The sequence below is a fragment of the Rufibacter psychrotolerans genome, assembly GCF_016924645.1.
GTDB classification, from domain to species: domain Bacteria; phylum Bacteroidota; class Bacteroidia; order Cytophagales; family Hymenobacteraceae; genus Nibribacter; species Nibribacter psychrotolerans.
The window spans coordinates 90,965-103,312 of record NZ_JAFFJV010000003.1 but is presented as its reverse complement, the minus strand read 5'-3'; the positions used below and the strand labels follow the sequence as shown (position 1 = coordinate 103,312).

Here is a 12,348-nt window from a genome sequence, read left to right as displayed (position 1 = left end):
AGGGATAATCTTGGTATGGACAGCACCACGTAGAGGGCACATACCTTCGCTGGCGCGAGCCTTCGGCTCGTGTCCGCACGCGTTCCAGATAAAGTACGTGCGGACGCTTGCTTCATCAGAAAGCCATTAAAACCATGTGACAAGTAGTGCTGTGATAGCCGCAGGTTTGGGTATCATAAAAAAAAAGGCGTTTCCGGGGCTTTTTCCCGAAAACGCCTTTAAAATGGGTTCCTCCTGTTTTCAGGAAGATTCAGCAAAATCGCTTAGAAAACGCGGCCTTGTTTCTTGGCTTTGCGGCCTTTCACGGGTTCGGTTTTCTTGGGCTCTGCCTGGGCTGCTGGGGCTTCCACCTTGGCGGCCAACGGAGCGCCGTCGGCGTCCAGTTCCACCACTTCGTAGCCCAGTTTCTCCAGACCGGGTTTAATGGCGGCTTTGTCGCCCACCAGCATGATGCTCATGTTATCTACCGGCAGGTACTTCTTGGCCAGCGCGTTGATTTCCTCTTTGGTGATGTTCTGCAGGATCTCGTTCTGCTTGGCCACGTAGTCGGGCGTCAGGTTGTAGCGCAGCATGTTGTTCAGGAAGGCCGCTTTCTGGAACGACGTCTCATAGCGGCGGGCATCGGCTTGGCCAATGGCGTTCTTCATGAACGCTAATTCAGCATCAGTGATACCTTCTTCTCTAAAGCGCTTGATCTCTTTCATGAACTCCACCACCGAAGCATCAGACGCGTTGGAACGTACGCCAGCCATAGCGGTGAACGGACCAGCTTCCTCGGTGCCGTTGAAGCCGGAACGAGCGCCGTAGGTGTAGCCTTTGTCTTCGCGCAGGTTCAGGTTGATGCGGCTGTTGAAAGCGCCACCCAATACGTAGTTCATCAGGCCGGCTTTGTAATACTCGCCGGTGGCATCGTAAGGAAGGGCCATGTACCCGATTCTGATCTCAGACTGGGCGGCTTTCTCTTTGTCCACGATGAAGATCTTGGTTTTGTCAATGCTGGCCGCCTTGACGTTAGCCGGCATAGTCACTGGCTTGGGAGCCCACTTGTTCAGGAAGGCCAGTTTAGGCATTACCTGCTTTTGGTCTACATCGCCCACTATCACCAGGTTGGTCACGGATGGAGAGAAGTAGTTCTGGTAGAATTTCTTCACGTCATCCAGGCTGATGCTTTCCACGGTTTGTACGGTACCCACGGTAGGAACCGCACGGATGTTGCCTTCGCCGTACAGCATTTTTAAGTACACATTGTCGGCTACCACGGTAGGCTGCGTGCTCTGGTTTTTGATGGCCTCCAGGCGCTGTTTCTTGATGCGGTCAAACTCGGCCTGGTCAAAGCGCGGACGGAGCATGCGTTCCTCCAGCAGGGCCAGCGTGGCATCCAGGTTTTTCACCTGCGAAGAAACCGAAACAGTCATGTTTTCGGCCCCGCTTCCGAAACTGATAGAGGAACCAAGTTTCTCCAGCTCGGTGCTGATTTCCTCGGCGGTGTATTTCTGCGAAGACTCGTTCAGCATAGAAGCGGTCAGAGAAGCCAGACCAGCTTTAGACGGATCGTTGGCCTCCAGTTTGTGTCCGCCTTGCAGCGTGAACAGCAGGGTTACGGTTGGTACCTCATCGCTCTTCGACCCGATCACCTTGATGCCGTTGGCGAAGGTCTCTTTCCAGAACGGAGGCACGGTGATGGTGGGGTTGGCTCCGGCGGCCGGACGCTTGCTGCGGTCAAAGGTATCTTTGGCTTTTACGTACTTCAAGCCAGAATACTGATCGGCGGGCGCTTTGTAGCCGCTGGGGTCTACTTTGAAATTATCGGCTTTGGCCACCAGTTCGCCTTTGCCTTTGGGCACTACGCTCAGGATCACGGCTTTTTTGCCTTTGATGTACTGGTTGTACACCCGCTGTACATCGGCTTTGGTCACACTCTGCACAGCCTTCAGTTCCTGCGTGAGGAAGTTCGCGTTGCCGGTCATGAACTGATAGGCCGCCAGGGTAGACGTTTTACCCGACACGCTGGACATTCTGTTGATCACGCTGGCCTCATGTGAAGCTTTGTAACGGGCGATGTCTTCATCGGTCACGCCTTTTTTCTCGAACTCCGCGATGGCATCGCGCAGTTGTTTTTCGGCATCAGCCAGGTTCTGGTTAGGCAGTACCCGCGCCGAAAGCGTGAATTCTCCCGCCAGTTCAGAAGTAGAGTGGTACGCACCGGCCTGGTTGGCTTTCTGCGTTTTCACCATGTTCTGGTAGATGATAGACGTTCTGCCGCCGCCAATGATATCAGAAAGCACATCCAGGGCGGCTTCATCTGGGTGGTTGGCCGGCACGGTTGGCAAGGTAATCTGAACAGCAGGGAAACGGATATTATCTTCGTAAGAGATGTAGCGGTCCTGGGTGAGTACCGGCGTAGGCAGCTTCATGTTCTTCACTTCCGGGCCCTTAGGGATAGAACCGAAGTATTTCTCGGCCAGCTTCACTACTTGCTCTGGCGTTACGTCACCACCCACGGTCAAAGTGGCGTTGTTTGGCCCGTACCAGCGCAGGAAGAAGTTTTTCAGGTCTTGTACGTTCACGCGGTTCAGGTCCTCAATGTACCCGATGGTGGTCCAGGAATACGGGTGACCGTATGGATACAAAGCGGCGCTCACTTTCTCGTAAGACAAGCCGTATGGGGCGTTGTCCACGCGCTGGCCGCGCTCGTTCTTCACGGTCTCGCGCTGCACTTCAAATTTCTGCTGGGTTACGGCATCCAACAAGAAGCCCATCCGGTCAGCTTCTAACCAAAGAGCGGTCTCCAGCTGGTTGGCGGGCATGGTCTCAAAGTAGTTGGTGCGGTCGCGGTTGGTGGTGCCGTTCAGGGTTCCGCCGGCCTCCGAGACGATCTTGAAGTGCTCCTCATCGGCTACGTTGTCGGAGCCCTGGAACATCATGTGCTCAAAGAAGTGCGCAAAACCCGACTTGCCCACTTCCTCGCGGGCCGAACCCACGTGATAGGTCACGTCCACGTGCACAATAGGGTCTGAGTGGTCTTCGTGTACCACCACGGTAAGGCCGTTGGGCAACACGTATTTTTCATACGGAATAACCAGTTCGCTGCCCTTGCGGGTAACTTTCTCTACCAGGCGGGTGCCGGTCTTTGCTTTGGCAGCGGTGGTGGTGGCTTTCTTCGCCGGGGCGGCTTTCTTGGTTGTCTGCGCCTGGGCCTGCGTTAACATGGCGGCGGCCAGCAAGATTGCCAGGGTACTCTTTTTAGACATGGTACAGGCTTGTTTTAGTTTGGAAAAAGGGTGATTCTCTTGAAAAGGTATTGATTAAGTTTCTCTTAAGGGAGAATTGGCTGCAAGCGTATGTAAATCACTGATCCTAATGCTGAAGGCAGGAACCTTACTGTTGTTTGTTTTTAGCGGTGCGGCATTGGTCGGGTTGCCCGGCCAAATATTACAGACTTGGCTGATTTTATTCTGTTTTTCTTAAAACGCCCCTAAAATAAAGCCCCCGCCAGACAAATGCCTGCCGGGGGCTTCTAGTTCCCTGAAAGCTGCTAGAATTTGTGGGTTAAATGATGTGTGGGATAGCGGGTGCTCTAAAACGTCTGGTTACCGGCCCCGGGAACCCGCGTGAATTCTAGTTCAGAGAAGTGGAAATCTGGGTTGTCAGAATCTAACCGAAGTTCCTGAACGGTGCCGTCTGGCCCGGGCAGGAAACGCGCTTTGGTAGGCGTGAGCAACGCGAAATTGTTTTTCCAGGCCAAGTAAAAGATGTCGGGTTTCCAGAGGGAAAGTTCGCCGCCCAGCGCCGGGGCCGATGGCAGGCTCAGCACCAGTTTGCCGTTCTTGACAGAAACTACCGCATCGCCGTACAGCGGGCTGTGGTAAGTACCGGCGTAGGCATTCAGGTCGCGGGTGAGTTTGGCTTTGGCGGTTTTCTCTTTGGGCTTCTTCGCCTCGGCGGCTTTCTCAGCGGCCCGGCCTTTGGCGGCCAGGTCTAAGGTGAACCTGCTCCAGTCACGGCCGTTTTTAATGCCCAGAAACTGATCTACGGTGTAGTAGGCCATAGGCGTCATAATGCTGCTCATGCTGTTGGTCAGGATCACGATGCCCAGTTTCTCTTCGGGCACCAGCATGGTGCGGCTGTTCATGCCTTCGTGGCCGCCGCTGTGGGTAACTATTTTGCGTCCCTGGTAATCGTTCAGCATCCAGCCCAGACCGGCGCCGGAAAAGTGGGTGGAAGGAGTAAGGGCCTCGGCTTGCGGCGCGATGGGGAAGGGGTTGTGCATGGTCCACATAGTGTGCGAAGCGGCCTCAGAGAACAGGCGCTGGCCTTTGTAGGTGCCGCGGTTCAGTTGCAGGCGCATCCATTGGGCGTGCTGATTGGCGCTGGTGAAGATACCGGCGGCCGGGTTCCAGTTGTCCCAGGCGGTGAATACCGTAGGTACCGGTTTTCCGCCCTCGGTGGTTGGGTTGGCGTGCGGACTGGCCACGTTGTCTACCCCTTTCAGTTGGTTCACCGAGGTGTAGGAGTTGGTCATGCCCAACGGCTTGAAGAAGCGTTCCTGGATGAACTGCTCCCAGGTTTTGCCGGTAATGGTTTCAATCACCTCGCCGGCGGCAATGAACATGAGGTTAGAGTAGCCGTAACCGCCCCTGAACGGGTAAGTAGGCTTCAGGTACCTGGCCCGTTGCAGAATCTCTTTGCGGCTGAAGGTGGTGTTGTACCAAAGCAAATCGCCGGAGAAGGTCTGCAAACCTACGCGGTGGCTCAGCAGGTCTCTTATGTTGAGTTGCTCGGTCACGTACGGGTCATAGAGTTGCAGGTAGGGCAGGTATTGGGTCACTTTGTCGTCCCACTTCAGTTTGCCTTCGTCTACCAGCATGGCCAGGGCCGCGGCAGTGTAGGCCTTGGAGTTAGAGGCAATCCCGAAGAGGGTGTTGGCATCCACGGTGCCGCCTTTCTGGGCATCGCGCACGCCGTAGCCTTTGGCAAATACCACTGAATCGTTCTTCACAATGGCGATGGCCATGCCGGGCACGTTCCAGTCTTTGATGGCTTTCTGGTAATAGGCATCCAGCTTCTGGAAATCAACCTGGGCAAAAGAGGGGAGAGCGGTGCTCCAGAGCAACAGCGCCAGGAGCAAAAGCCGGTAAGTCCGGCCAAAAGGTTTGTCAGACATGGAATAAGGTGTAATTCTAACGCGTAAGTTACACAAAAGCACCTCGCTTTGAAAACGGGAGTACCCGCAAGAGAAAAGGTTTTCCAGAAGAATGCGCTACCTTTGCAGTGGTGTTGCGTTGAAAACTGCCCCAGAAGGTAGGGCTCCGCCGCCATTTTCGGGCTGATTTCCGGAAATCATCGTAAAAACAGAAACATGGGGCGCATACTGGCCATAGATTACGGAGTGAAGCGGGTGGGCCTGGCGGTCACAGATCCGCTGCAGATCATCGCCTCGGGCCTGGACACGGTGCACGCCAAAGACGTGCTGACGTTCCTGGCGCAGTACTGCCAGAAAGAGGAGGTGGACGAGTTTGTGGTAGGCATGCCCAAGCACCTGGACGGGAACGACACCAACAACACCCAGCACGTGGTGGGCTTCGTGCGGAAGCTGCAGAAGCAGTTCCCCGGCAAGAAAGTGGTGACCCACGATGAACGGTTCACGTCCAGAATGGCGTTCCAGACCATGATAGACGCCGGCATCGGCAAGAAAGCCCGCGCCGACAAAGCCACCGTGGACAAGATCAGCGCCACCATCATTTTACAGAGTTATTTAGAGAGCAGACAATATCTATGATCTACCCTATAGTTGCCTACGGCGATCCGGTGCTGCGCACCAAAGCCACAGACATTGCCCAGGACTATCCGGAGCTGGACAAGCTCATTGAGGATATGTTTGAAACCATGTACCACGCGCACGGCGTAGGCCTGGCCGCCCCGCAGATCGGGAAAAGCATCCGCCTGTTCGTGATTGATTCCAAGCCGTTCATGGACGAGGGCGAAGAAGACAAAGGCGTGAAGAAAGCGTTCATCAACCCGGTGATCCTGGAAGAGTCCGGCGACGAGTGGGCGTTTGACGAAGGCTGCCTCAGCATTCCCGGCGTACGCGAGGAAGTATGGCGCCAGGAGCGCATCCGCATCCGGTACTATGACCAGAACTGGGTGCAGCACGAGGAGGAGTACGATGACGTGACCGCCCGCGTGATCCAGCACGAGTACGACCACATTGAAGGCATCCTCTTCACCGATCACCTCTCTGCCCTGAAGAAGCGCCTCCTCAAAGGCAAACTCACCAAGATCTCCAAAGGAGACGTGGACGCCGATTACCGCATGAAGTTTGCCGCCGCCGGCCGTCGGTAATAAACTACCGGTTAGCTTTTCAAACCTCACAGGGCTGCCAGACCTGTGAGGTTTTCTGTTTTTGGAGTGTTCTGGCGGAAGTAGGCCTGAAACAGAGCTGTTCAGGTTGTTCCCTTGTGATGTTCCTCCATCCTTCGCTCGCCTCTGGCGAGTGTACGTTATTCTGTGGCCTCTGGCCACTAGGGAAGGAGCTAAGTGATTTTTGATGTGCCGCATAGCAGCCAGAGGCTGCCCGATAGCTCACACTCGCCGGAGGCGAGCGAGGGGGCGGGATTTTATTGTTTGTATAGCTATTGTATGCAGAAAGGAAATTACGCCAAGAAGAAGCACTGCCAGATAAGATTGAAGGTTTCCGTCGAAGTTGGTGAAAACACCAGCAACATTGCCGCCGTTCGCCGCCGTTGTTGGTGTTCTCACCAACAACTCTAACTACGCTTCTTACGCGCGAAGTCTCTCTTTAAAAGGGGTACCGGATTTACGCCCGCTAAACCCTTTTCTCAATACGGTTGGTGTAGTGGCGCAGCCCCACCCAAGTAAAGGCTTGTCTGCTGACTGGCGAAAAAGTAAAAGGTACCAAGCCACAAGGCAGAGAGCACAAGATGGAAACTGCTTTACTTCTTTTATTTCTTAAATTATTTATGTATCTTCCTGACATACAGTTGTTATCAGGAAAAGAGTATGAAGCAGCTCGTTCTTTATCCGATATTTATCTTGCTCTCTTTTGCCGGCATGGGGCAGAGCCTGAATTTGGCGCAGCTCCTGAAGTTACAGAGCATGGGCAAGCAGGAGATTGGCCTTTTCTTGGAGGAGAAGGGCTGGACCCCTAAATCAGACACAGCGCCCCAGGAGGAAAAGCTGGGCAAGGCGGTGTGGGCGTTCAACCCGGAGGGCGAGGGCGCCGATGCCTGGTGCATTCTGTACTACGCCCAGGGCCGGCCCAACCGCATCCTCTACAACGCGCAGGGCGATACCTTTGAGAAGATCAGGAAGAACGTGAGGCAGCGAGACATGGCGCTCCTGGAGGAAGGGGAGCAGGCCGAGGGGCTGGACTTCCTGGACGCCTACACCGACTACGCCGATGACCTGGTGGTGGCCCGCCTCTATGACTACAAGCAGATTGACTACTACGGCATCAAGATCTTCGCCAAAGAAGACTACCTGTCCGCCAAGAAGAACGCCCGGCTGTAAACCCGTGGAGCCACAAGGCACCTCCGGTACACGCCTGTCGGGGAAGGGGAAAGCGGCATGGGGCCTTTTTGGCCTATTTCTGGGAAATAGGACCTAAAACGGAAAACCCATCTGTCTGATGGGTTCTGGAATTTTGGACATACTGCCTGTAGGAGCATCGCCTTTGTGCCCGCAGAGCAAAAGCGATGCTCTTTTTATGCGAGGCCGTTCCGGTAAAGCCGGGCTAGACTTGCCTACGGCTTTTTTGGGCCTGTTTTCCGGGAACGGGGTTAAAAGCAGAAAACTGATGCGGGCAACTTGTTCGTATACAGGCGAATGGCCCCAAAATGTACCTTCCTGCTCCTGTTGCTGCTGCTGCTTGTGCGCCCGCTGGCGGGGGCCTGGGGCTTTTATGCCCACCAGCGCATCAACCGGCAGGCCGTGTTCACGCTGCCGCCCGAGATGATAGGCTTCTACAAGCAGCACCTGGCCTACATTACCCAGCAAGCCGTGGCCCCCGACAAAAGGCGCTACGCCGTGCCTGAGGAAGGGCCCCGCCACTTCATTGACCTGGACGTGTACGGCGACAGCGCTGCCCACAAGCTGCCCCGCCGCTGGGACGATGCCGTGCAGCAGCTTACCCCAGACACCCTGCAGCGGCACGGCATTGTGCCCTGGCACATCGGGTTGGTACAGTACCAGCTCACCCAGGCGTTCCGGCAGCATGACCTGGAGCGCATCCTCCGGCTCTCGGCCGAGCTGGGGCACTACGTGGCCGATGCCTGCGTGCCGCTGCACACCACCCGCAACTACAACGGGCAGTTTACCGGGCAGCGGGGCATCCATGGGCTGTGGGAAAGCCGCCTGCCGGAACTCTTCAGCCTGGAATACGATTTCCTCATTGGGCCGCCGCAGTACCTGCAACACCCCGGCCGCACCGCCTGGGAGATTGTGGCCCGCTCGCACGCCGCCCTGGATACCGTGTTCTCCCTGGAAAAGCAACTCAGCGCCACCTTCCCTGAAGACAAGAAGTACAGCCTGGAGGAGCGGGGCGCCAGCACGGTGAAAGTGTACTCCCGGGAGTTCAGCCAGGCCTACAGCCGGGGTTTGCGCGGGCAGGTGGAGCGGCAGATCAGGCTGGCGACGCATCTGGTGGCCAGTTACTGGTACACGGCCTGGGTAGACGCCGGCCAGCCTGACCTGAGGCAGCTGGCCCCGCTCACGCCCCAGCAACGGCAGCAACTGGAGCAGGACAACATAGAGTTCCAGACCGGCGAGCACGAGGCCCGGGAGCAGTAGCCAAAGCTGTTTTTAGGGGAGTTTTGTGAAAATGGGGCGTAAAACGCATCTTGTAAGGAGAACCGCGAGCCGCAGGGCGAACAAGGGCATGACGACAGGAGAACCAACGCATGAAAAGTGTTTCCAAGATAGATGTATTCCTGATTTCGCTGGGGTTGGCTACGCTGGTGGTGCAACGGTTTGTCCTGCCCGCCCAGCACACAGACTCTAGGCAGACGGTATCCACCACCACCTCCCGGGAACTGAGGGCCTCGGCGCAGCCCACCAAACCCCAAGCCCCCGAATGGGAACTCACGTTTCCCGAGGGCTCAGAGTACCAGGACCTGACTCCGCCCAAAGGAGTAGCGCCCAACCCGTTTCTGGAAGTGCAGCGCATCAGTCGGGAGCATGGCCGCACCTTAGATTACGCCGCCAAAGACACTGACATGCGGCAGTTGCTGCTGGCGCACCAGGGGAAAGACTACCTGTTTGTGCTGCAGCAGCAGGCGGCCAATGAGATGTTGCGCCAGGAGCTGTTCCGGCATTACTACACAGACCCCACTGATCACAACATGCTGGCTGCCATTGCCTTTTACACCCAGCAGCTGGAGGAGGCCAGGTCTGAAGACGCCAAATTAGTGTACATGTGCCTGCGGGCGTTAAAAGATTATTGGCCCCAGGAGCGTTTAGCCAAAGTGGCGCTTTCCACGGCGGCCAGGGTAAAGGCGCGGGCAGAGAAAACCACGGTAGACACCACCAGCGCCCCCGGGTACTACCGGCAAATCTACGCCCGCGAGCTGCAGAAAATGGGCAGCCGCCTGCAGCGCAGAGCCTAGGTGGAAAAGTAGGTGGATAAAGAATCTGGGGTCAATCTTTCAAGTAACTGGCCTAAAGTAGTACTTTAGGCGTGGCGGTTAGGGTGTTTTGCTGTTCTAACTGTCTTGTATTTATAGCTTTATACATAGTTTTCATGCATTATCTTTTTTCTAAACGTGCCGTGATGGCACTAGCCTTTGTAAGTGGTATAGGGTTGGCCTCCTGTGAGAAAGGAACCAGCACCGGCACCGAAAAGCAAGAGTCGGCAGACTCCACCGCCGCTGCCAGCGAAGGCGCCGCCGCCGGTGCCACACAAGCCAAAGAACCTGAGTACGAAATCACCTATCCCAAGGGATCTAAATACGCGGGGCTTACGCCACCGGCCGGGGCCAAGTCCAACCCATTTGAGGAGATTCCCAACATCATAAAGGCCCACGAGGGCGAGCCCAACTGGGCCGATAAACACGCCGACATCAAGGGAGTGCTCCTGCAGAACGGGCAGGAAGATTACCTGTTTGTGCTGCAGCAGCAGGGCGCCAACGAGATGCTGCGCCATGAGCTCTTCCCGCATTACTACCAGGACCAGGGCAACACCGCGGTGCTCAACACCATTGGGTACTACACTGAGCAGCTGGTGGAGGCCAAGTCTGAAGATTCTGAGCTGATCTACAAGTGCCTGCGCGCCCTCAACGGCCACTGGGACAGCAAGAAGATTGCGCAGGTGGCGCTTGCCACCGCCAAGCGGGTGCAGGCCAGGCCTATTACCTCAGCTACAGACACCACCACCCGCAACGGCAGCTACCGCCAGATCTACGCCCGTGAGCTGAAGAAAATGGCGCAGCGCTTAGGTCAGGACGCGTAGGCGGTAAAGGCAACTTTACTGGCGTAGAATTTGTACTAAATACGAGGAAATGCTCCCCCAGAGGAGCGGATTGATATACCTGAACAGTACTTCTTCTGGAAAAGTAAGAAGTTGCCATAAACGTGACCAGAGTACTATGAGTGAAAAAAAACAACATAAGAAAGTGGAGGACTCGCCTTTTCAGGTGCGTTTGCCTTTGTTCTTAGGGCTGGCGGTGGCCGTGGGCATTTTGCTGGGGGCCACCCTGTTCCAGCCCAGTTCCAACAATCCGCAGGGTACCGCCCGCGGTTACCTGAAGTTCAGGGAAATCCTGAGCTACATTGACCGCGAGTACGTAGACACCGTGAACACCGAGCGCCTTTCTGAGTTCGCCATCAACAAGATGCTGGAGAAACTGGACCCGCACTCGTCCTACATCCCGGCCCGTGACCTGAGCATCGCCCGGTCTTACCTGGAGAGCGATTTTGACGGCATCGGGGTGGAGTTCAACATCTTCCGCGATACCCTGTACGTGATTGCCCCCCTCAGCGGCGGGCCCTCTGAGCAGGTGGGCATCCAGGCCGGCGACAAGATCCTGAAGGTAGACGGCGAGAACATTGCGGGCGTACACCTCTCCACCGAGACCGTGTTCAAAAAGCTGCGGGGCCCCCGGGGCTCCAAGGTAAACCTGACCATTTTGCGGGGCCATGAGCCCAAGCCGCTGCAGTTCACGGTTACCCGCCGCAAGATTCCGTCGGTGTCGGTAGACGTAGGGTACATGGTAGACAGCAAGACCGGCTACATCAAAGTGAGCCGCTTCTCTAACGGTACCTATGAGGAGTTCAAGCAGAAACTGAGCGCCCTCAAGAAACAAGGCCTGCAGCGCCTGATCCTGGACCTGCGCGACAACCCCGGCGGATACCTGGATCACGCCACCCGCATGGCCGATGAGTTCATTGCCGGCAACAAAAAACTGGTGTATACTGATGGCAAAGGCTCTAAGTACGATGCCAACTACTACGCCAAGGTGAAAGGTGATTTTGAGCAGGGCGAGCTGATTGTCTTGATCAACGAGGGCAGCGCCTCGGCCTCCGAGATCCTGGCCGGCGCCCTGCAGGACCACGACCGCGCCCTGATTGTGGGCCGCCGTTCCTTCGGGAAAGGCTTGGTGCAGGTGCCTATTCCGTTGTCAGACGGGTCTGAGCTGCGCCTCACCATCTCCCGGTACTACACGCCCAGCGGCCGCTCCATCCAGAAACCGTATAACCCGGACTCTACGGAGAGCTATGAGATGGACCTGATGAACCGCTACAAGCACGGCGAGTTCTTCACCCAGGACAGCATCAAGTTCAACGATTCCCTGAAATACAAAACCAGCCGCGGCCGCATTGTGTACGGGGGCGGGGGCATCATGCCAGACGTGTTTGTGCCCCGCGACACCACCGACAACACCACGCTGCTCACCGAGCTGTTCCAGAAGAACGTGCTGCGCGAATACGCCCTGGAGTACTACCGCGCGCACCGCGGCGAGTTGGAGAACACCCCGCTGCCCAGGTTCCTGGAGACGTTCCAGGTGACGGATGCCATGCTGCAGGACCTGCTCAAAGAAGCCAAGCGCGCCGACATCAAGGTGAACAACAAAGACCTGAAACGGTCTGAGCGCACCATCCGCAACAACTTAAAGGCATTCATTGCCCGCAGCCGGTACGAGGCGATGGGGTTCTACCCGGTGCTGAACGAGAATGACCCCGAGTTCCAGCGGGCCCTGGGGCTTTTTGACCGGGCCAAGCAGATAAGTTTAGGCAAATAAACCTGAAAGCGCCGCAGAAATGATTTTCTGCGGCGCTTTTGCTTTGTGGGGAGGAAGTTTTAACTTGTTCTCAAGGTATTGAGGGTTTCTGCCC

The 12,348-nt window shown here is 56.2% G+C and carries 9 protein-coding genes; 7 read left to right on the top strand and 2 right to left on the bottom strand.

Annotated features, from left to right (window positions below; all coding sequences use genetic code 11):
- Nucleotides 1–263: 263 nt before the first annotated feature.
- Both JT718_RS03275 and JT718_RS03270 read right to left on the bottom strand, forming a co-directional pair.
- The gene (locus tag JT718_RS03275) at nt 264–3,251 is read right to left on the bottom strand and encodes a M16 family metallopeptidase (protein WP_205500356.1); all 2,988 of its coding nucleotides are present in this window, start codon (nt 3,249–3,251) and stop codon (nt 264–266) included.
- A gap of 326 nt (nt 3,252–3,577) precedes the next feature.
- Nucleotides 3,578–5,164, bottom strand: coding sequence for a serine hydrolase (locus JT718_RS03270; RefSeq protein WP_205500353.1), 1,587 nt, complete (start codon nt 5,162–5,164; stop codon nt 3,578–3,580).
- A 195-nt stretch (nt 5,165–5,359) separates the two neighbouring features.
- Here JT718_RS03270 and ruvX point away from each other — a divergent pair, with 195 nt between their 5' ends.
- The 7 genes from ruvX to JT718_RS03235 all read left to right on the top strand — a co-directional run bounded on the left by ruvX (nt 5,360) and on the right by JT718_RS03235 (nt 12,254).
- A complete protein-coding gene (gene ruvX / locus JT718_RS03265) occupies nt 5,360–5,779 on the top strand; it encodes a Holliday junction resolvase RuvX (protein ID WP_205500350.1) in 420 nt (139 codons plus the stop codon).
- Complete coding sequence (gene def, locus JT718_RS03260) at nt 5,776–6,342, top strand: peptide deformylase (protein ID WP_205500348.1); 567 nt, start codon at nt 5,776–5,778, stop codon at nt 6,340–6,342. Before ruvX ends, def begins: the two co-directional genes overlap by 4 nt.
- A gap of 678 nt (nt 6,343–7,020) precedes the next feature.
- Nucleotides 7,021–7,530, top strand: coding sequence for a hypothetical protein (locus JT718_RS03255; protein ID WP_205500345.1), 510 nt, complete (start codon nt 7,021–7,023; stop codon nt 7,528–7,530).
- Nucleotides 7,531–7,845: 315 nt separating this feature from the next.
- Nucleotides 7,846–8,808, top strand: a complete 963-nt coding sequence (locus tag JT718_RS03250) for a zinc dependent phospholipase C family protein (protein WP_205500343.1) — start codon at nt 7,846–7,848, stop codon at nt 8,806–8,808.
- A gap of 110 nt (nt 8,809–8,918) precedes the next feature.
- Nucleotides 8,919–9,623 (top strand): hypothetical protein, encoded by a 705-nt coding sequence (locus tag JT718_RS03245; protein ID WP_205500341.1) that lies wholly within the window; start codon nt 8,919–8,921, stop codon nt 9,621–9,623.
- A gap of 164 nt (nt 9,624–9,787) precedes the next feature.
- Nucleotides 9,788–10,465: a hypothetical protein gene (locus JT718_RS03240; protein ID WP_205500339.1), complete on the top strand. Its 678-nt coding sequence runs from the start codon at nt 9,788–9,790 to the stop codon at nt 10,463–10,465.
- A 136-nt stretch (nt 10,466–10,601) separates the two neighbouring features.
- The gene (locus tag JT718_RS03235) at nt 10,602–12,254 is read left to right on the top strand and encodes a S41 family peptidase (protein WP_205500337.1); all 1,653 of its coding nucleotides are present in this window, start codon (nt 10,602–10,604) and stop codon (nt 12,252–12,254) included.
- The last annotated feature ends 94 nt before the right edge of the window (nt 12,255–12,348 follow it).